Source organism: Pseudomonas sp. MF4836 (assembly GCF_002018875.1).
Classification (GTDB): domain Bacteria; phylum Pseudomonadota; class Gammaproteobacteria; order Pseudomonadales; family Pseudomonadaceae; genus Aquipseudomonas.
On the sequence record NZ_MVOL01000007.1, the window covers coordinates 372345 to 393285 of the forward strand.

The window sequence follows — 20941 nt, forward strand, 5'->3', positions numbered from 1 at the left end:
ACCCCATGCACGCTCAAACGAGGTGCTAGCCTCGGTCCGGCACATAAACCCACCGATCACTTACGAACCACGCTGAACATGCCGCTTCTCCAGGATACAAATACCGTAAATATCCGGACAACCTATTGAAAGTTATCTATTCCGCACCGTACCAAATCGATCACTTTCCTTATTAGCCGGCACCCGCAAGTGCATGTTTAGTTATTGACCAGGACATCGGAGCATATGCCCAGACTGCACTACTGGCCCCTCGGCTTATTACTCGCTAGTGTCTGCGATACGCCTGCCCAGGCAATACAAGCCAACCTGCCATGGTTGTCGCAGGGTCCCTCGAGGACGGTCCAGACACCAGGCGCGCAGGCGCTGGCGACCGAGCTGGGACAAGACGCCCCTGCCCTCCAACCCTTGACCTTCAACACGCTGCCAGCGGCGACCCTGGGCCTGTTCGAAGCTGTCGCCATCGCCGTCAGCCGTCACCCTTCGATCATTTCCGCGGTCAGTGCCATCGAGCAGCAGCAAGGCCAGGTCGATGTGGCCAGGGCCGGTTACTACCCCAAGGTCAATGCCGGGATGAACTCCGGGCGCGTCAACACCTATGGCTATGGCCAGGTGGCGACGGTGTCGCTGTCGCAGATGCTGCATGACTTCGGCAAGGTCGAGGGCTCGGTGACCCAGGCCCAGGGCCAGGTGTTCAAACAACAGGCGCTGCTGCTCAAGCAGGTCGACAGCATCGCCGGGCAGACCGCCGAGGCCATCCTTGAAGTGCATCGGCAACAGAGCCTGCTGCAGATCGCCCGGGACCAGGTGGTCGCGGTCGAGGATGTGCTGCAGCGGGTCAAGCTGCGGGCCGACTCCGGGCTGACGCCGCAGTCGGACTTCATCCAGGCCACCACGCGCCTGCAAAGCGCCCAGGCCAACAGCCAGCAAGTGGGCACCTCGCTCAATCAATGGCGGGCGCGCCTGAAAACCCTGGTTGGCGCCGCGTTGCCGGCCAGGGTCGCCGATTTGCCGCCGGACCTGGAGCGCCTGGCCCAACTCGACACCCCACCCGACTACGGCCTGCTGCCCGATGTACTGGCCGCCGAGGCGGATCGGCGCTCGGCCTACGGGCAACTGCAAAACGCCAAGGCCCAGCGCTATCCAACCCTGGCCCTGGAGGCCACGGCGAACCAGGCCCTCAGCGGCACCAACCCGAACAACGGGATCCGCCACGGCAGCTACAACACCCTGACCCTGACCGGCTCCATGGCGTTGTACGAAGGGGGGGCGATTTCGGCTCAAGTCCGAGGCGCCAACGCCGCCATCGAGCATGCCGAATCCACCATCAACGAAAGCCGCCTGACGGCCGAAGACGCCCTGCTGCGCGCCCATGAACTGGCAATCGGGGCCCGGGCCAGGCTCGGCATCCTCGCGCAACGCATGGCCAGCATGAGTGAAACCCGTGCGCTGTACCGCGAGCAGTACAGCGTCGGCACGCGCTCGGTGCTCGACCTGCTCAACGCCGAGCAGGAGGTCTACCAGGCCGCCGCCGACCAGGAAACCGCGCGCCATGATTTCTGGCTGGGCCTGATCACCTACATCGGCGCGGCTGGCCGCAGTCGCCAGGCCTATGGCCTGGACACCCCACCTACCGCACAGGGCGAAAACCACCCATGAACAACGCCGCAGCCTACCAACCCTGGCTCGAAGCCATGCTCAACATCGCCCGGTTCTACCGCATGGACGTCTCCGAAGAAACCGTGCGCGTCTCCCTCGCCTGGGAGCATGGCAACGACCCGGATGCGGTGCTGCGGCGCATGGCCGGGCAAATGGGTCTGATCTTGCGGTTCGAGGCGTTCTCCGAGGCGGCGCTCGACCCCTGGCGCCTGCCACTGGCGGTGGAACTCGACGACGGGCAGGTGGCGATCATCGACAAGGCCGACACCGCGGGCAATATCAGCGTGCTGAAAAGCGGCGAACAGGGTCTGTTCATCAACCTGCGGCTCGGCCAGTTGCGCGAGCGCGCCGTGCGGGTGGCGATCCTGCGCCCGGAATCGTCGGTTGACGACGCCCGGGTCGACGACTACATCAAGCCCTACCGCCCCGACTGGTTCTGGCGCATCGCCCTGCGTGACTGGAAGCGTTACGGCGACGTGCTGCTGGCGGCAACTGTGGCCAACATCCTGGCCCTGGCCGGGGTGATTTTTTCCATGCAGGTCTACGACCGCGTCATACCCGCCCAATCGGAACCGACCTTGTGGGTCCTGTTTATCGGGGTGCTGCTGGCGATCGGCTTCGAGTTCCTGTTGCGCATGGCCCGTTCGAAGGTCGCCGACATGATCGGCAAGCGCGCCGACCTGAAAATCACCGACCAGGTCTTCGGCCATGCCCTGCGCCTACGCAATGATGTCCGCTCCAAGTCCACCGGGACCTTCATCGCGCAGATTCGCGAGCTGGAACAAGTGCGCGAACTGATCACCTCGACCACCCTCGGCGCCATCACCGACCTGCCCTTTGTCCTGTTGTTTTTGGTGATCCTCTACCTCACCGGCGGGCCCTTGGTGTACGTGGCCCTGGCCGCTCTGCCGCTGCTGATCCTGCCCGGGCTGCTGGTGCAGAAACCCCTGGCCCGGCTCTCGGCCGAGGGCATGCGCGAGGCGGCGCTGCGCAACGCCTTGCTGGTGGAAGCGGTGCAAGGCATCGAAGACATCAAGCTGCTGCGCGCCGAACCGCGCTTTCAGAATCAGTGGAACCAGATGCACGCCGTTGCAGCGGATATCGCCATCAAGCAACGGCACCTGACCAACCTGCTGCTGACCTGGACCCAGGAGCTGCAAAGCCTGGTCTACGTCACGGTGCTGCTGGCGGGCTGCTACCTGGTGATGCGCGGCGAAATGACCACCGGCGCCCTGGTCGGTTCTTCGATCCTGGCCTCACGGATGATGGCGCCCCTGGCGCAGATTTCCGGGATCTTCGCCCGCTGGCAACAGGCCCGCGTCGCCCGCCAGGGCCTGGACGAACTGATGAAACGCCCGGTGGACCAGCCCGAACGCTCGCGGCGGGTGCACCGTCCCTTGCTGCGTGGGCGCTTCACCCTCAAGGACGTGCAGTTTCGCTACAGCGAAAAGGACAAGCAGCCGGCACTGGATATCCAGCACCTGAATATTCACGCCGGCGAGCGCGTGGCGATTCTCGGGCGCAATGGCGCCGGCAAATCGAGCCTGCTGCAATTGCTCGCCGGCCTGCACCTGCCGCAACAGGGGAACGTGGTCCTGGACGGCCTGGAACTGACCCAGATCGACCCGGCAGACGTACGCCGCGATATTGGCCTGCTGACCCAGAACTCGCGGCTGTTCTTTGGCTCGATCCGCGACAACCTGACCCTCGGCCGGCCCATGGCCAGCGACGCCGAAATCCTCCAGGCCCTGACCCTGAGCGGCGCCCTGGCACTGGTGCAATCCCAGGAAGGCGGCCTGGACTACCTGATCCTCGAAGGGGGCATCGGCCTTTCCGGTGGCCAGAAACAAGCCCTGCTCCTGGCCCGGACGCTGCTGCGCGAACCCAACACGCTGCTGCTCGACGAACCCACCGCGACCCTCGACGAAGTCAGCGAGCGCCAGGTACTGGAACAACTGACGCCCTGGCTCGACGGCCGCACGCTGGTGGTGGCCACCCATCGCCTGGCGGTGCTGCAGTGGGTCGATCGGGTGCTGGTGATCGATGCCGGGCGCATCGTCATGGACGGCACCAAGGAACAGGTGCTGGCCCACTTCGGCAACCAATGACTGTCTTAACTTTCCCTGTGTGAGCGAACCTCTGCCATGCCTCATTCAATGCCGATCGGACCGCATCAGGTCGATCCCCCCAAACCCTCCCCACACGTCACCGACACCCTGCCGGCGGACGGCTTCAACCGCTCCGAACAGGAGCTGCCGGGGGCTTCGCGGTTGATCGCCTGCCTGGCGCTGGCGGTCCTGGCTTTCGGCCTGTGGGCCTGGTACTTCGAGATCGACGAGGTGTCCAGCGGCACCGGCAAAGTGATCGCCTCTTCCAAGGAGCAACTGATCCAGTCCCTGGAAGGCGGCGTGCTCGCCAGCTTGAGCGTGCAAGAGGGGCAGATCGTCAGCAAGGGCCAGGTACTGGCGCGCCTGGACCCGATCCGGGTCGAGTCGGCCGTGGAGGAAAGTGCCTCCCGCGGTCGCGCCGCCCAGGCCACCGCCGCGCGCCTGATGGCCGAGGTCAACGGCACGCCCTTGCAGTTCCCGCCGGAGGTCGTGGCCGACCCCAGCCTGGTCGCCGCCGAAACCGCGCTCTATCACTCGCGCCGCGAAAGCCTGGACAAATCCCTGGAGGGGCTCGACGAGGCCATGCACCTGATTCGCAGCGAACTGCAACTGACCGCGCCCCTGGTCGCCCAGGGAGCCGCCAGCGCTGTGGAGGTGCTGCGCCTGAAACGCCAACTCAACGAACTGCAAAACCACTACACCGACACCCAGAGCCAGTATCTGGTCAAGGCCCGCGAGGAACTGGCCAAGGCCAACGCCGAGATCGACGCCCAGGAATCAGTGACCCGCGGGCGCACCGACTCGCTGACCCGCCTGACCTTCACTTCGCCAGTGCGCGGGGTGATCAAAGACATCGAGATCAATACCATCGGCGGGGTCATCCCGCCCAATGGCCAGTTGATGCGGATCGTGCCCCTGGATGAACGCCTGCAAGTCGAAGTGCGCATTTCGCCCCGAGACATCGCGTATATCCATCCAGGGCAAGTGGCCAGCGTCAAAGTCTCGGCTTATGACTATTCGATTTATGGCGGGCTATCGGGAAAGGTCATATTTATCTCACCTGATACTTTGCAGGACGATGTACACCGCGATGTCTATTACTACCGGGTACACATATTGACCGACAGCGACTCCTTATTGGACAAGGCTGGCAGACCCTTACCCATAGTGCCCGGGATGATTGCCACGGTGGACATTCGTACCGGCAGGAAAAGCGTGCTCTCTTACTTGATCAAACCTTTCAACAAGGCCAAGGAGGCATTAAGGGAGCGCTAGGAATTTCAAACTTTTTGACATTTAACAGCAAGTAATTCTGAGCAATTGTCAACTTGCATAACAGCTGAAACGCAAACACATAACATGGAGTTAACCCCCTTAATACAGCGAACTCAAAAATGTTGGTCGAGGGTCAGTTCTGGCGAGTCCTGAAGATATTCATGCTGCAGACAGCCCATATCACGCATCACCTTGGAAATGCCTTATCCCCTCCCAAACATGGTGTGCTTATCAGCTCACCGCCCCCTGTCACCGATGCCGAATTCGGGCCGCAACCGCGGGTTCCCGCCTTGGGCCCAGGCAATCCGCTGACGCTCGCGCCGTTACTTTCAACTCGCTGCGGCACCCACTCCAACCAGATCATCACCGGCTATGCCGGGCGCATGGGGCCGCCGCGGCGTGAGGAAATGGGACCGATAAAACGTGAGCTGGAAGCCGCCAGGATACTCGCCCGCTCACCCGCTGCCGCCAACCTGCTCAACGTCCGTAAACAGGTGTGCGACGACGCCTTGAACCCTCCTTCAGCAACAAGCAGCCCAGACGCGCCGCGCACGCCAAAACCCTGAAAAACATGACCTTTCAGGCATTGAGCGCTTCGAGCCGATAGCCGTAGCCATAGACCGTACTCAGCACCCAGCCGTGCTCGGCCGTCAGCTTCAGTTTGCTGCGCACGCGGTAGATATGGGTATCGAGAGTTCGGGACGACAACACTTCATCGCGCATCCACAGGTGTTCATACAGATAGCTGCGCGACAAGGGCCGGCCCTGGTTACGAAACAGCAGCAACGCCAGGTTGAACTCGCGCAGGGTCAAGGCCACCGGGGTCCCGCCAACGCAGACCTGCCCCTCATGCACGTTGAAACGCAGATTGCCGAAGACCACCGCCCCCTCATCTCGGCCCTTGTCGCCCTGGCGCTGGCGCAATACGTTATTCAAGCGCGCGAGCAGCTCGGCCTGGCGGAAGGGTTTGCTGATGTACTCGTCGGCGCCGGCGTTCAGGGCCTGGACCACGTCACGCTCAGCGCTGCGCGAGGTCACCATGATCACCGGGGGCTCGGGCCGCAGATGCTCCTTGATCCACAGCAGCACCTGCAAACCGCTGACTTCGGTGGCCTGCCAATCGAGGATGACCAGGTCAAAGGTCTCGCGCTTGAGCCGGCGCAGCAGATCCGGACTGTTGGAAAACGCGGTACAGAGTGGGGAACTACCGTCAGACAAACTGTAGGAACTCAGCGCCTCGCGCAACCGCTCAAGCTCCAGCGGTTGATTATCGAGAATGGCAATGCGCATGACGTAATACTCCGGGTCGACAGAGTGGCACCAACTCAAGCTCGGACTAGTTAGAAATACACTAACAATCGGTGAATGACTGACAACTAAAAACCGAACATGCCACTTATTAATCAATAAGACTTGTCTTATCAAGAGCTAAGATAGTTCTTATTCTTAATCCGCTAGTTGGTTACGGACAGCCCACGCAAGATTAAATTATTATTTTCCCAATCAAGGCGAGGGGTGTTTTCATCATGCCAACTCAATGTCGCAGCGTAAACTTAAAGTTCAAAAACCACCAAAATCAACATAAGAAAACGGACTAACACGCCATTACACGACCCTTCAAAAACCGCACTAAGCCAACTTGCAAAAAGTGCTATTGCAGGAGTTAAAACCTGCCTGAATATCGGAACCCAGCGACCGAATCACAGTCTCAAACGCTGACCTGAAACAACGCCAGCACCTGCCTGAAACCCTCCACCAGCAACACCGCTGCCTTGGATACCGTCAGGGTGTAGACGAAGCTGGCGATCAACACGCACAGCTCGAACCAGACGAACATCCCCCAGTTGCTGGCCCGCATCGGCCGCTGTGTCATCACCCATTCGACCTGGGCCCGTGGCAGCCGATAGACCAGCTCGAGGATGTTCAACTCGCGAAAATTCCTCAATACCGCGATCACCAGGGCCAACAGGATTGCCATGGCAAACACGCTAAAAAATACCTGTTCAAGGGGCCCGACACCCTGGCCATTGAAGCTGCGCAGGACATCCAGGAAAAACACGCTGCCGATCGCCGACACCACCGGCACTACCACCCCGATGTAAATCAGCAACCCCAGGCACGCCACAGCAACGCCGGTGCCGTTGACACAAATCCTGATCACGGCCGCAAGAAAGCCCGGCGAAAACTTGGAATAGGCGCGGTGCGTCTCGATTACCAACAGTGGAATCAACGCCGTCAGCACCGCGACGCTGATATCCAGCACCTTCAAGCCGGTCTTGGGCAGCAACAGCGCCGCCAGAAAGGTGATGCCCCGACTGCCCACCCGCCACAGCATCTTGGCGTCATCACTCACCTGTTGCGACCAGAACGCCTCGGTAATGCCCTTGCCATCATCCATCGTCAATGCTGCTCCTGATCCGCTTCAAAGGGTGTCTGGTTGCGCTGGGCCGATACGTTTACCGGGACGATTCGCCACCTGGCTGGCCTGCCCGTCGCGCTGCTTGCCGTGGCGCGCTTCGCTGATCAGCGAAGGGATCAACGGGCCTTCCGGCAGATTCTTCCAAAACCGCGCTGGCAAGTGACCCTGCATAACCTTGGGGTTGAGCCGCGCAGGATTGAAAATATGGCTGTAGTAGGCCAGCCACATTTCACCGCCAGGGTCTTGCACGCCTTGCGCCAGTTGCTGCCAGGCCACGGGACAGCGGCGCTGGTGAATCAGCGTCTGGCCGTCGTAATAGACGCCGTCCCGGGGGGTGGCGATCATCCAGCGATGGCGGCCCATGCGCCCGATAAAATGCTCGCTGGCGCTGGCCAGGATGTCATGGGCAGGCTCATGCCAGGCCACGTACTGCGGCTGTTCGGCAGTCGCCCCCTGCGCGCCCTCCGGCCCTGGCGGCACCTCGACAAATCGTACAAAGGCATGCAGGTGATGGGCCTCGCGGTCCACCTGCTTGATCCGCCGCTGCAATTCGCTGCCCAGGCGGTCGCCACTGAGCATGGCCGTGCGATCGCCGTGGCTGACCCGCCACAGCACCTCATACAGCAGGCTCCAGCGCTGCTCGCCGTGATAGCGCGCGGCGTGCTCCAGCAAGCCGAGCAAGGCCTTGGGTATACGCGCCTGCACCGGCCCCATGTGTGGCGGGCACGCTTCGTCGGTGGCGAACAGGTCGGCCACTTGGGTCCCACACCAACTGACCCGGCTCGGGTCAATGCCGTGGCTGAGCAACCAGCGCGCTTGCTGGCGCCAGGTTTCGAACAGCTCGTCGCAGTCGAGGCAGATCATCCCCACAAGCCCATCTGTTGAGGTTGCGGACGCTCCCGCAACTGCTGGTAAAGCAGCGCGCTGCTGCTTTCGGCTTGCTGCGGGTGATAGTCGCTGGTGATAAAAAACGGCTTGGCCTTGCTCAGCACGCAGCGCATGCGCGCCAGGTCTTCGTAACGGATCCGCCGCTCGCGGCGCAACTCCACCAGGCGCTGGGTGGTGCGCAGGCCGATGCCGGGGATCCTGGCGATCAGCGCTGGCTCGGCGCGGTTCAGGTCCAGGGGGAACACGCTGCGGTGTTCCAGGGCCCAGGCCAGTTTCGGGTCCATGTCCAGCGCCAGGTGCCCCGGCCCCTTGAACAACTCATCGGCGCTAAAGCCGTAACTGCGCAGCAGGAAGTCGGCCTGATACAGACGGTGCTCGCGCATCAGTGGCGGCGCGGCCAGGGGCACGCTTTTCGGGCTGTTGGGAATGGGGCTGAAAGCCGAGTAATACACCCGGCGCAAACGGAAATTGCCGTACAGCGCTTCGGCGCTGTGGAGGATGGTGCTGTCGTCGGTATCGTCGGCGCCGACGATCATCTGGGTGCTCTGCCCCGCCGGCGCGAAACGCGGCGCCCGGGGTTCGTTGAGCACCGTCTGCTCGCCGGTGTAGATGGTCTGCATGGCCTGCTTGATCGAGCCCAGCTGCTTCTCCGGAGCCAGGGTCTGCAGGCTCAGGTCGGTCGGCAACTCGATGTTCACGCTGAGACGATCGGCGTAGCGCCCGGCTTCGGCGATCAACAGCGGGTCGGCCTCAGGGATGGTTTTCAAATGAATATAACCGCGAAACTCGTGCTCTTCGCGCAGCAGCTTGGCCACCCGCACCAACTGCTCCATGGTGTAGTCCGCCGAGCGAATGATCCCCGAGCTGAGGAACAGCCCGCTCACGCAATTGCGCCGATAAAAGTCCAGGGTCAGGGTCACCACTTCCTCGGGGCTGAACCGCGCCCGGGGCACGTCGCTGGAACGACGGTTGACGCAGTACTGGCAGTCATAGAGGCAGAAATTGGTCAGCAGGATCTTCAACAGCGAAACGCAGCGCCCGTCCGGGGTATAGCTGTGGCAGATGCCCATGCCATTGGTCGAGCCCAGCCCTTCCTTGCCGGCGGAACTGCGCTTGGGCGCACCACTGCTGGCGCAGGACGCGTCGTACTTGGCGGCGTCGGCGAGGATGCTCAGCTTGTCGATCAGCTGCATGGCTAAACCCTATACTGTTTGCATATACAGTACAGAGTTGAACCTGTCCCGTTCAAGAGGCACGTGGACCTGGCTCGAAATAAACTGCGACCGATACCGGGAAAGCCCTGGAACCGGCCATGAATTTACTTAAGATACGCAGCCCCCCAGAAAGGATTCCCTCAATGCGCTCCGCCCATCGACTCTGGCTACTGGCTATTACGCTGTTCTCGGCCTTGCATGCCAACGCCGATCAAGACCCGCTCAAGCTCAGCGCCAGCCTTGCGGCCCGGCTCCAGGCCAACGCCGCCTGGCAGGCTCAGGCCAAAAAGTGCCCGGCCGAATCCATGCCGGCGCGCGCCACCCTCCAGCCACTGCGAGCCGATCCCTGCCAGGGCCCGGGGCGCATGGAAAGCTGCCTGGCCCACTGCGAAACCGGCGACGCCAATGCCTGCTACTGGCTGGCCAATGGTTTGCAACCGGCCGGTGGCGCCGACGAGGGTTATGAGCCGCTGTACCAGCGGGCATGCAGCCTGGGCTTGGTCTCCGGGTGCACCAACCGCGCCGCCGGCATGCTCGCGGCGGATGCCGACAGCCCCGAGGCTCGCCAATGTGCGGTCCAGACCTTTGCTGGAGCCTGTGACCTCGACGACCCCTGGGCCTGCACCATGTACGGCTTCCACCTCAGTCGCGGGATCGGGGTCAAGGCCGACCTTGAGCTGGCGCTCAAGGTGCTACAAAAATCCTGCCGCTTCGGCCCGCAGGATCCGGCCTGCAGTGGCGCAGAAAAACTGCGCGAGGAGATTCTCCAGGCCCAGCGCGCTGCCGAATCCTGAACCGGCACCAGGTGCCGGCTGAGACAGAACTGCCTGCGCCTGCTGACCGCCAGTGCAGTGTTGATGAAGGCGGTACTGGTTTTGCGGGCGCCGTTCGCGATGAACGCCGTCGTTGATGGCTCAGGCTCCGCCCAAACTTGGCCACCCAGCCCCGGCCGGCTACAACCGGCCCTGGCCCGCCAATGCGCGGCGAGCCAGGCGCTGCTGCAACCACTCATAACCGCTGACCAGCACGAGCCCCGCCAACACCAGCAACGAACCGAGAATAAAGTTCGACTCCAGGGGTTCGTCCAGCAGCCACACACCAAAGCCGACGCCAAACAGGGGGGTCATGAACGACAGCACCCCAAGGCGCGAGGCCAGGTAGCGACGCAACAGGCTGAACCACACCAGGAAACTGGCGAACGACACCAGCAGCACCTGGAAGGTCAGGCTGGCGAACACCATGGGCGTGAAATGCAGGGTGGTCTGCCCGGTCCACAGGGCCGCCAGCGACAGCCAGACAAAGGCGCCGAGCAACTGGTATTGCAGGGTCCGGGTCACGGGGCTGGCCGCCAGGCGCGAGCAGCGCACCACCACCGTGGTCGCGCCCCAGGCCACGCCGGCCAGCACCGCCAGCAAATCCCCGAGCCAGGTACTGGCGCCCTGGGCCGGGCCGGAGTGTCCGCTGAATGCCACCACCACCCCGGCGAAAGCCACGCCGATGCCCAGCCATTGCACGGCCTGGAGCCGCTCGGCAGGGAGTTTCCAGTGCAACCCAAGGGCGGCGAAGATCGGCGCGGTGTAGAGGAAAATCACCATGTGCGAGGCCGTGGTGTAGCGCAGGCCCTCGCCCACCAGCAGAAACTCCAGGGCGAACAGCCCCCCCACCAGCAACCCCGGGCGCCAGTGCCCCTCGCCCACGGCCAGGGTTTCCCCGCGCCAGCGCATCAAGGCCCCGACCAGCAACGCAGCGAGACCGGAGCGCAGGGCAATCTGCAGGATCGGCGCGATGTCGGGCGCCATGGCTTTCAACGAGACCTGCTGAAAACCCCAGACCGCGCACAGGCCGACCATCAACAGAGTGGCATTGGCATCGAGCGCTTGGCGATTGGCCATGGGGCGTCCTTGATTGGGGGGGAAGTGAGCTGGCATTGTCCGACTGACAGATTTGATTGATATAGTCTTTATCCGACAATCCATAACACTTATCCGCCAAGCAGGTGTTCCATGCGCCACACCGCCCAGCATTTGCGCATCCCACCCTTTACCGAGTCGCTGCCGGCGCCGATCTTCTTTCGCACCGAGTGCATGCCGGCCCAGGCCACCTACCCGCGTCACAGCCATGCCTGGGGTGAGTTCGTCTACTCCTACAGCGGCGTGATGGAAATCGAACTGGGCGATCACCATTACCTGGCACCGCCCCAATACGGCATCTGGCTGCCGCCGAACGTCGAGCACGTCGGCTTCAACCGCCATGCGGCGTGCCATTGCTCGCTGTACCTGAGCGCCGAGCTGTGCGGCGCGCTGCCCAGCCGCCACTGCGCGCTGACCCTGAGCCCGCTGATCCTGGCGCTGCTCAACGACCTGCGCCGCGACCCGCCGAGCCAGCCCCAGACCGAGGAGCAGCAACGCCTGTTGCAGGTGCTGGTGGATAAACTGGCCCGAGCCTCATGCGCCGGCAGTTACCTGCCATCCTCCGACGACCCGCTGCTGGGCCCGGTGTTGCGTGCGCTGAAAGCCGCCCCTGGCGATCCGCGCTCACTGCCACAACTGGCCCGCGCCGCCAACACTACCGAGCGCACCTTGATGCGCCGTGCCCAGCGCGACCTGGGCATGTCGCTGATCGAGTGGCGCCAACGCCTGAAAGTGGTGGAAGCCCTGGCCCTGCTGGAACAAGGCCAGACCGTGGAAACCATCGGCCTGGACCTGGGCTACAGCAGCGCCTCGGCCTTTATCAGCATGTTCCGCAAGATGATGGGCGCGACCCCGGACGAGTACCGGAAAAGCTACCTGCCGCCCTCATGAGGTGTGCCATGGCGGCGGTTTTTCTTATACTGCCCGCCCCCTTGATGCACAGGACTGCCCATGACTTCCAGCACGGATACGGTGGAGCGTTTTATCGCTTCCGGCCAAGACAGCTTCGATCAGGAACTGAGCTACAACGAGTATTACAACCAGCATCACCCGGCCATCACGCCACTCAGTCGCAAGCCGCCCCGGGATCTGCCCGAGGCCACCCTGCAGGCGTTCTATTACCACCTGCTACTCAATGGCCTGACCCCGCCTGTAAGCAAGGACGCCCATTGGCCACTGCTGACCCAGGCCGCCGGGCAGGCCGCCGAGGTTCTGGAGCAATACGGATTTCCGCGCTGCCGCCTGAACCGCTGGGTCATGCGCCTGTTGTTTACCGGCGACGTATCGTTGACAGGGTATACGCGCAAGCTGGCGCTGCTGACACAACTGCGGCGCTTCTCCCACCAGCCCGGGATGCTGAGCAAAAAAGCCAAGCTCAAGACCGAGTTCGCCGACGATCCCTGGCTGCATGGAGAAATCGCCGCCCTGCTACGCAGCCTGCCCCTGGCCGAGGTGGCCTTTGACAACCCGATGCTGAGCTGGAACCTGGACCTGATCGGCCTGGTGTTCGTGTTCCTGCTGGGGGCCGACGCCGATTCCCAGCGCCTGCTGGAACACTGGTTCACCCAGCGTGCCGAGAGCATTGTTGATGTCCCCGGCTACCGGACCCGCGATCAGTTGCTGCGGCCTCTGGTGTGGACCCTGTTCCGCGTCAGCGAAACCGCCGACAGCGAGCAACTGACCCAGGCCCTGCTCAGCCGCTACGGCGACGCCTGGTGCCGGGACTATCAGCATCCCGGCTCCAACTGACACCCAGGCTCGCGCCTGGGCGGCCCTTACCGCTGCACCTGCACCATCGAGCTGACCTGGACCCGCGCCTGCATGCGCTCGGCGCCGCCGCCACGGCGCATGCCGCGCACCGGACAGGCGTCGAGGTAGTCCAGGCCGAGCGCCAGTTTCAGATGGCGTTCGGGCCGGGTCAGGCGGTTGGTCACGTCGAAGCTGTACCAGCCATCGTCGAGCCAGGCCTCGGCCCAGGCGTGGCTGGCCAGGTGGCTTTCATCCTCGGTGCACAGGTAGCCCGAGACATAGCGCGCCGGGATTCCCAGGCTGCGAGCACAGGCGAGAAACGCATGGGTGTGGTCCTGGCACACCCCGACCCCGCCGGCAAAGGACTCGGCGGCGGTGCTGTCGACCGCCGTGGCCCCCGGGCTGTAAGGCATGTGGTCGGCCAGGGCGTGCATCAGCTCGGTGAGCGCCGCGCGATCACGGCGCGCACCGCAATGCTGCACAGCAAAGGCGCTCAAGGCGGCGTCGCACTGGGTCAGGTGGCTGCTGCGCAAAAACGGCAGCGGCGACTGGCTGTCAGGCTCGACCTCCCGGGAGCGGTCGATTTCCACTTCGCCATAGGCAGTGAGCACGATGGCGCCGTGGGGTTCGTCCAGGGTCAGCACATGCAGGATGTTGCCGTAGGGGTCGATCTGGCTGCGCACCAGACGCGGCAATTCCAGGTGCCATTGCAGGATGCGCTGACGCTGACTGTCCTGGGGCGTCAGGCGCAAAAACTGGATGCTGGTGCAGACCTCGTCGGCGTAGCTGTAGGTGGTGTCGTGACGGATGGACAGTTTCATACAACCTCCAGATAAGACTCGTGCACGGTCTGCCCCAGGTGGCGAACCCGGGCGATGAAATCGTTCAGCCACAGGTGCAGCCCCGAGGCCAGGATTTCGTCGATCCCGGTATAGCGCAGGCGTGCATTCAGCTCCGCCGCCAGGCGCTGGGCCGGGCGCCCGTTGGTGCCGGGCAGGCTGGCGAGAATGTGGTCCAGCTCTTCGATACAGGCGTGCAGCGAACGCGGCACATCGGCACGCAACAGCAGCATTTCCGAGACCTGTTCGGCATTCGGCGCATTGCGGTAGATCTCGTTGAACGCCTCGAACGATGACAGGGCTCGCAACAGGGCGCTCCACTGGTAATAGCCGCGGGCCGAGTTGTCGCTGACCTCCTCGGACTCTTCGCCGAACATTTCGTAGCGCGCGTCCAGCAGGCGCAAGGTGTTGTCGGCCCGTTCCAGGAAAGTCCCGAGGCGAATGAAGCAGTAGGCATCGTTGCGCATGATGGTGCCCGAGGTGGCGCCGCGAAACAGGTGCGAGCGTTCCTTGACCCACTCGCAGAAATGGCTGATGCCGTAGCGCCCCAGACCGTTGCTGGCGATGTTGCGCATTTCCAGCCAGGTGGCGTTGATGTTCTCCCACATGTCGGCGGTGATCCGCCCGCGCACCGCATGGGCGTTGCTGCGTGCCGCCCGCAGGCAGCTGAAGATGCTGCCGGGGTTGGTTTCATCGAGGGCAAAAAAATGCAGCATGCGCTCGGTATTGAGCTCACCGTAACGCTCGTTGTAATCGTCCAGGGTGCCGGCAGCCAGCAGCGACATCGCCAGTTCGGCGTGGCCGTCGCTGCGCCCGGCCTGGGGCATCAGCGACAGCGAGTAACTGACCTCGAGCATGCGCGCCAGGTTCTCCGCGCGTTCCAGGTAACGGGACATCCAGTACAGATCGGAAGCGGTTCTTGAAAGCATGTGTCAGTCCTCCACTACCCAGGTGTCTTTGGTGCCGCCGCCCTGGGACGAGTTCACCACCAGCGAGCCTTCGCGCAAGGCCACGCGCGTCAGGCCACCGGGCACCAAACGGGTTTCGCTGCCCGACAGCACAAAGGGACGCAGGTCGATATGCCGCGGCGCGATGCCGTTTTCGACAAAGGTCGGGCAGGTCGACAGGCACAGGGTCGGTTGGGCGATATAGGCATGCGGGCGCGCCTTGAGCCGGGCGCGAAAATCCTCGATTTCCGCCGCCGTGGCCGCCGGCCCGACAAGCATGCCGTAGCCGCCGGAGCCCTGGGTTTCCTTGACCACCAGGTCCGGCAGGTTGGCCAGCACATGGGACAGTTCCGCCGGCTTTCGGCATTGCCAGGTGGGCACGTTCTTCAGCACCGGCTCTTCGCTGAGGTAGAAGCGGATCATCTCGTCGACATAGGGGTAGATCGACTTGTCGTCGGCGACCCCGGTGCCCACGGCATTGGCCAGCACTACGTTGCCCGAGCGGTAGGCGGCGATCAGCCCCGGCACGCCGAGCATCGAATCGGGGTTGAACGACAACGGGTCGAGGAAGGCGTCGTCGAGGCGACGGTAGATCACATCCACTGCCTGGGCGCCGGAGGTGGTGCGCATGAATACCCGGTCGTCACGCACAAACAGATCGGCGCCTTCCACCAGCTCCACGCCCATCTCGCGGGCCAGGAACGCATGCTCGAAATAGGCACTGTTGAAGCGCCCGGGGGTCAGCACCACCACCGTGGGGTTGTCCAGCGGGCAGGAGCTTTTCAGGGTTTCGAGCAGCAGGTTCGGGTAATGGTCGATGGGCGCCACCCGCTGCGCGGCGAACAGCTCCGGAAACAGGCGCATCATCATCTTGCGGTCTTCAAGCATGTAGCTGACGCCGCTGGGGGTGCGCAGGTTGTCTTCGAGCACGTAGTAACTGCCGTCGCCATCACGCACCAGGTCGACCCCGGAAATATGCGAATAGATATTGCGGTGCAGATCCAGGCCCTGCATCGCCACCTGGTAACCCTCGTTGGCCAGGACTTGCTCGGCCGGGATGATGCCCTCCTTGAGAATGTGTTGCCCGTGATAGATATCGGCCAGGAACATGTTCAGCGCCTGAACCCGCTGGATACAGCCGCGCTCGACCGTCTGCCATTCACTGGCCTTGATGCTGCGCGGAATGATGTCGAACGGAATCAGCCGTTCGGTGCCCTGCTCGTCCCCGTACAAAGTGAAGGTGATGCCGGCGCGATGGAACAACAGGTCGGCTTCGCGCCGACGCTGGTCCAGCAACTCCAAGGGAGTGTCCGCAAGCCAGCGGGCAAACTCCTGGTAATGTGGGCGGCAGCCACCACTCGCGTCATACATTTCATTAAAAAAAGCACGGGACATACCCCACTCCTCGCCGTGGTTTAAACGGCTTTTTATTTACGCTCTCTATTTCGATAAATCGGGCCTTGCGCTGTGCGGTCAGTACTGGGTTGTAAAGCACCTCATTGTGCGTTGCAGCTATCCGGGGACGATGCACACGCAGCACGGCGACGCGTGACGCGAACGTTGCGCTGGACTGTGTGCAGTTTTTTCGGCAAGGGCGGCAGCGCCAGGACAGGCAATGACGTCGTGACCTTGCTGATGGGTAAGAGGGGAATTTAAAGAAGACAACGGACCGGCACTCAGGCATTGGCATGCCCCCGGTCTCTTCAGGGCTTTTGCAATCGCTATGCCCAAATGCCGTGCCTTGGGGATTTTGCCGAGGCAGCCCGCAATATCATCTATAAAGCGACATTTTTATTCACCTATGAGACATGGACACCGATATTCACTGAATCGGTTGAGCCGGCAACATCGTCCCCCAGGGTCGCTCAACCCTGGAACGACCGAAAAAAGTGCAGAAAGCGCGGCTGACGGTTTTTTTGCCCCTTAACCGGGACTTTTTTACCCAACCTGCCTGACCACCCGACGTAACCCTGGGCGCCCGGTGCTGAAAACAGCGGCACTGCACGCACCATCTGCGTCCGAAAAAGCGCAGCACAGCGGCAGTCACCGCCCTTTTCGCCCGTATCCCGGACAAATGCGCTGTAACTGACTGAGCCGTGGCTGCCGTCGTTGATACTGCTGCGCGGCCCCTATGGAGTTGGGGTATTGGCCGGGGGATCATCGGCGAAACGGCGGGCAATCTGCCGGTAACGGGTCACGGCAGAACAACCAGCCAACACCGTTTCCATCCTGAAAAAGGCCTGTTGGCGCCCCCTGTACAGCGCGTGTTGAAACAGCTTGCAACATACCGCTTCACTGACCGGCGGCGAGCCGCTCGAGGATCAGTTGCACTGCCTCTTCCGGTAACAACTGGGCGCTGTCCAGACGCAATGGCGGCACAGCCCAGGGCTGGTAGTCATGCTCGCACACCGACTGCCAACTCGCCGGCACCAGCCCCGGCACATCCAACTCCCGACCTTGGACCCGGCGTCGGTGCTCATCGAGGTCGGAGCACAGCACCTCGATATCCAGCAGCCCTACTCCCTCGCCATCGGCGATCGCGCGCCAGGCCTCACGACTCTCGGCCAGCGGATTGACGCAGTCGGCGATCACCTGATTGCCCAGGGCCAGGTTGCTGCGGGCCAGGGCATTGGCAATGTCATAACCGGTCTTGCCCACCTCGCGCATACCGTTGTCACGCAGCGCCTGCTCGATGTTGTCGATACGCAGGTAAGTGGCGCCCAGGCGCACGGCCAGCAAGCGGGCGATGGTGGTTTTACCAGTGCCGGGCAGGCCGCTGAAGACAATAAGCATGGGGGTTGCTCCTGGGACGGCTAAGCAGCATACGCAAACTAAAAGTGTCCATCACCCCGAGAGACGGCTGCCGGGGTGTCGCAGCACCACCTGACGCTTTCTGCTCACGGCGCCGTCCGCGACTCACGATCCATCTCGGCCGGCCACTTCACCTTCGGTGCCAGGCGCAGGGCCAAGTTGTACCAGGGCACATCGTTATGGTCGCGCGGTGGTCCTGGCGGTGGCAGGGCCGAGGGGCCTTGCTGCATGTAAGTGCAGATATAGGCCCAGGCAAACTCATCGGCGCCCATGGTGCTTAGTGGAAAACGATCAATGACCTTATTGGTGCCGGGCTCGACGATGGACAGGACCACGCCCCATTTGATGATGAGCGCGCCTTGGGCAGTGGCGCCGCGTTTTTTCCAGCGTTCGGCGCGGACTTGTGACCAGTCGTAGGCCACGGGGATAACGCGCCAACGTTCGAAGGGGTTCCACCAGCGGTAGTTGAAGTTGTAGGCGTAGATGCGTTGGCGGGCTCGGTTGAAACGCAGTGGTAGATCACGTGGTATTGATAAATCTAGCCTAATGGCTAGTAGAGAAATCCAAAAAGATACTAGGGTAGAAACTATGCCAATCAATAAAATTGATGGTTTTGTAGAGTGAATAAAAGAGAATGGCCCTATGGTTAACGTCACCAACCATAACAACATAATTAGCCCCATCCACAACATAATCCCTCTTGCCCGGAACGAGGCCCTAGGCAGTTCTAAATAATAATCACTCAAGTGATTGGACCCATTATTATCAAGTGAGGCTATGGCAGGCGGAGGTGCGTTTGGCGGTGGAAGATCCTCTTTCCAGCCAGGACAAGGTGGGTTGAGTAGGGGGGATGTCAATTTACTTTCCTTAGCGTGATCATTTAATTTGTCGTCTTTAACTACCAGTTGCGCAACACCGCACTCATCACTTACATCCGGCCAAAATGAGACCTGTAGTTCAATAGCATGGATGTTATGAGCTGGGTTTTCAGCAATGGAATCACTGATGCTCAACGTGTGTGACTTGGCATCTTCTTTAAGGTAGGAACCTCTTCTCACGGCGCTGTCCGCGACTCCCAGTCCATCTCGGCCGGCCACTTCACCTTCGGCGCCAGGCGCAGGGCCAAGTTGTACCAAGGCACGTTGTTATGGTCGTGCGGTGGCCCCGGCGGTGGCAGGGCCGAGGGACCTTGCTGCATGTAAGTGCAGATATAAGCCCAGGCAAACTCATCGGCGCCCATGGTGCTCAAGGGAAAACGGTCGATGACTTTATTGGTGCCGGGCTCGACGATGGACAGGACCACGCCCCATTTGATGATGAGTGCGCCTTGGGCGGTAGTCCCACGTTGCTTCCAACGTTCGGCGCGTACTTGCGACCAATTGTAGGCCACAGGCACTACTCGCCAACGCCCGAAGGGATTCCACCAACGGTATTTGAAGTTGTAGGCGTAGAGGCGTTGGCGGGGGCGGTTAAAACGAATCGGTTCATCACGAGGGGGAGATATACCCATCCTAACAAAGTAGAAAATCATCCATGCTGCAAGCGGAATAATCACAACGCAAGCTGCTAATACATTTGCGAGCGACAGATTAATCCAACCGGAAATAATATAACTACCAACATATAGCGGACTGATAGCCGATATGATTGCCAACCAAATTAAAAGCCCTCTAGCCCTTGTTGTTTGGCGAGAGACTTCCAGATAGACATCATCTAGATAGTTTGCCCCATTTTCGCCTAATGACGGCTGCGCACTTGGAGGGACCTCTGGCCCAGACAAGTCTTCTTGCCAGCCCAAACAAGGGGGGTCGAGTAGCGGTCTAACCAATTTCAATCACCTTTTTTATCAACATCAATTTTATCTTCTTTAGCTATCAGGAAAGCAACGCCTAATTCGTCGGCCAGGTTCGGCCAGTACGACACCTCTAATTCAATGGCGTGGACGCTATGTGTTTGATTAAGAGCAATTGCTCCACTAATAGAGAGCACGCGCGAGACAACATCTTCTTTAAGCTCTGGAGTCGTAGTTCTAGGGTTATAGTCGGGACACTTTAGCGAGGCTGGAGGTAATATCAAATTACTAGAACTGCCTGATCTACCTGACGCGATTATCATGCCGCCTTCATCCCCCGGACGAAAAACTTTTAGTTTCCAGCTATAACGTGAAGTCTTAGGGTCATAACCTGGCAAAGTTATTTTATAGTCTAAATAGATCCCGGCAGGGATAGAAAATCCATCTCTGATGATTATTTCAGTTTCGCCCGCAGCGATCAGATCACTTGTTCGTTGAAGGCGAACACCAACTGCTACTTCGGCAGTCATTCCTAATACAGCAGCATTAAGGGCTCCGACTGCAATATCAAAGTCATCAATTGATGTCCATCGTCTGTACTTTTCGGGCTTACCCCAACGGCTATGTCTGACCCATAGCTCAAGCGGGCTAGATTCAGTTTTTTTTGCCCACAAGGCTATGGAATAAGCGGTTAACCCCAGAACTAGTGCAAAGCCTAACGGACCAAGAAGGACTGCTTGTGTAGCGAGTGCAGCGCCGATTCCAATGCCACCTGAAAAAAATGCAACTGCTGCTGCGACAGCGTATCCCGTTGCTGAAGGATCATCCCCTTGTTTAGCCGTTCTCTTGGCGGCAAAACCATACTGCACACCATCCATCACCCCCGCGACCGCAGCAATCGCCCCCCCATACTGCGCAATTCGCACCCCCATCATCACCGTCTGCACCTGACCTGCCACCCGCACCGTGGTCGTCAGCCCCGGCCGCAATAGCTGAGTCCCTACACCCGCAATCTCGACCCCCACCCCCATTACCCCGATGGACGACGACCACACCGCCGCCAGCGCCTCGGGATTGCCGCTGCCCGGGGTGTTGAGGAAGGTCTCAAAGTTTTTGCGCAGGCTGTCTTGCTGGAACCAGAGGCTGCCCAGGCCCAGCAGCAGGTCGGCGCCGGCAGGGGCTGCGGAGATGGCGGTATTGCGCATTCGTTGCATGGCGCCTCTGGCCAGCGCTTGGGCGTCGTCCACGCCAATAGCCAGCGTATGCAGCAGCCGGGTGCTGCCGCTGTGGAGCGTGGCGGCGCCGATGCTGACGCTGCGCAGCGTCTCTGTAA

The 20941-nt window shown here is 61.4% G+C and carries 18 protein-coding genes and 1 pseudogene; 7 read left to right on the top strand and 12 right to left on the bottom strand.

Annotation, left to right across the window (positions count from 1 at the left end):
* The first annotated feature begins 405 nt into the window (after window positions 1-405).
* The 4 genes from MF4836_RS18745 to MF4836_RS35080 all read left to right on the top strand — a co-directional run bounded on the left by MF4836_RS18745 (window position 406) and on the right by MF4836_RS35080 (window position 5605).
* Complete coding sequence (locus MF4836_RS18745) at window positions 406-1656, top strand: TolC family outer membrane protein (protein WP_078471533.1); 1251 nt, start codon at window positions 406-408, stop codon at window positions 1654-1656.
* Window positions 1653-3764 carry a type I secretion system permease/ATPase gene (locus MF4836_RS18750; protein ID WP_078471534.1) on the top strand — a complete coding sequence of 704 codons (2112 nt, stop codon included), beginning with the start codon at window positions 1653-1655 and terminating at the stop codon, window positions 3762-3764. The genes MF4836_RS18745 and MF4836_RS18750 overlap by 4 nt, the downstream gene beginning before the upstream one ends.
* Window positions 3765-3812: 48 nt before the next feature.
* Window positions 3813-5039: an HlyD family efflux transporter periplasmic adaptor subunit gene (locus tag MF4836_RS18755; protein ID WP_443217360.1), complete on the top strand. Its 1227-nt coding sequence runs from the start codon at window positions 3813-3815 to the stop codon at window positions 5037-5039.
* 119 nt (window positions 5040-5158) lie between these two features.
* Window positions 5159-5605, top strand: coding sequence for a hypothetical protein (locus MF4836_RS35080; RefSeq protein WP_153050243.1), 447 nt, complete (start codon window positions 5159-5161; stop codon window positions 5603-5605).
* 13 nt (window positions 5606-5618) lie between these two features.
* On the opposite strand, the gene MF4836_RS18760 is transcribed toward MF4836_RS35080, so the two are convergent.
* The 4 genes from MF4836_RS18760 to MF4836_RS18775 all read right to left on the bottom strand — a co-directional run bounded on the left by MF4836_RS18760 (window position 5619) and on the right by MF4836_RS18775 (window position 9539).
* A complete protein-coding gene (locus MF4836_RS18760) occupies window positions 5619-6329 on the bottom strand; it encodes a response regulator transcription factor (RefSeq protein WP_078471535.1) in 711 nt (236 codons plus the stop codon).
* A 418-nt stretch (window positions 6330-6747) separates the two neighbouring features.
* Window positions 6748-7437: a hypothetical protein gene (locus MF4836_RS18765; RefSeq protein ID WP_078471536.1), complete on the bottom strand. Its 690-nt coding sequence runs from the start codon at window positions 7435-7437 to the stop codon at window positions 6748-6750.
* A gap of 24 nt (window positions 7438-7461) precedes the next feature.
* Window positions 7462-8322 (bottom strand): TIGR03915 family putative DNA repair protein, encoded by an 861-nt coding sequence (locus MF4836_RS18770; RefSeq protein ID WP_078471537.1) that lies wholly within the window; start codon window positions 8320-8322, stop codon window positions 7462-7464.
* A complete protein-coding gene (locus MF4836_RS18775) occupies window positions 8319-9539 on the bottom strand; it encodes a putative DNA modification/repair radical SAM protein (protein WP_078471538.1) in 1221 nt (406 codons plus the stop codon). The genes MF4836_RS18770 and MF4836_RS18775 overlap by 4 nt, the downstream gene beginning before the upstream one ends.
* A gap of 164 nt (window positions 9540-9703) precedes the next feature.
* Between MF4836_RS18775 and MF4836_RS18780 the strand changes: the two genes are divergently transcribed.
* Entirely contained in the window at window positions 9704-10354 is a 651-nt protein-coding gene (locus MF4836_RS18780; protein WP_078471539.1) for a sel1 repeat family protein, read from the top strand.
* A gap of 159 nt (window positions 10355-10513) precedes the next feature.
* Here MF4836_RS18780 and MF4836_RS18785 read toward each other — a convergent pair whose 3' ends face one another.
* Window positions 10514-11452, bottom strand: a complete 939-nt coding sequence (locus MF4836_RS18785) for a DMT family transporter (protein ID WP_078471540.1) — start codon at window positions 11450-11452, stop codon at window positions 10514-10516.
* 111 nt (window positions 11453-11563) lie between these two features.
* Here MF4836_RS18785 and MF4836_RS18790 point away from each other — a divergent pair, with 111 nt between their 5' ends.
* Complete coding sequence (locus MF4836_RS18790; protein WP_078471541.1) at window positions 11564-12361, top strand: AraC family transcriptional regulator; 798 nt, start codon at window positions 11564-11566, stop codon at window positions 12359-12361.
* A 60-nt stretch (window positions 12362-12421) separates the two neighbouring features.
* Window positions 12422-13219 (top strand): hypothetical protein, encoded by a 798-nt coding sequence (locus MF4836_RS18795; protein WP_078471542.1) that lies wholly within the window; start codon window positions 12422-12424, stop codon window positions 13217-13219.
* A gap of 26 nt (window positions 13220-13245) precedes the next feature.
* Here the strand turns inward: MF4836_RS18795 and MF4836_RS18800 are convergent, their stop codons facing one another.
* From MF4836_RS18800 to MF4836_RS35390, 7 genes and pseudogenes are all read right to left on the bottom strand, one after another.
* Complete coding sequence (locus MF4836_RS18800; protein ID WP_078471543.1) at window positions 13246-14040, bottom strand: transglutaminase family protein; 795 nt, start codon at window positions 14038-14040, stop codon at window positions 13246-13248.
* Window positions 14037-14987, bottom strand: coding sequence for an alpha-E domain-containing protein (locus tag MF4836_RS18805; protein ID WP_078471544.1), 951 nt, complete (start codon window positions 14985-14987; stop codon window positions 14037-14039). The genes MF4836_RS18800 and MF4836_RS18805 overlap by 4 nt, the downstream gene beginning before the upstream one ends.
* 3 nt (window positions 14988-14990) lie before the next feature.
* Window positions 14991-16400 carry a circularly permuted type 2 ATP-grasp protein gene (locus MF4836_RS18810; RefSeq protein WP_020298782.1) on the bottom strand — a complete coding sequence of 470 codons (1410 nt, stop codon included), beginning with the start codon at window positions 16398-16400 and terminating at the stop codon, window positions 14991-14993.
* Between the two features lie 897 nt (window positions 16401-17297).
* On the bottom strand, window positions 17298-17798 hold the full coding sequence (locus tag MF4836_RS18815; protein WP_078471545.1) for an AAA family ATPase: 501 nt from the start codon (window positions 17796-17798) through the stop codon (window positions 17298-17300).
* Between the two features lie 104 nt (window positions 17799-17902).
* Window positions 17903-18874 carry a DUF6708 domain-containing protein gene (locus tag MF4836_RS35835; protein WP_238596159.1) on the bottom strand — a complete coding sequence of 324 codons (972 nt, stop codon included), beginning with the start codon at window positions 18872-18874 and terminating at the stop codon, window positions 17903-17905.
* Complete coding sequence (locus MF4836_RS35840; protein WP_238596160.1) at window positions 18871-19614, bottom strand: DUF6708 domain-containing protein; 744 nt, start codon at window positions 19612-19614, stop codon at window positions 18871-18873. The genes MF4836_RS35835 and MF4836_RS35840 overlap by 4 nt, the downstream gene beginning before the upstream one ends.
* 32 nt (window positions 19615-19646) lie before the next feature.
* Window positions 19647-20941 (bottom strand): annotated as a pseudogene (locus MF4836_RS35390) (T6SS effector BTH_I2691 family protein); the annotation flags it as partial.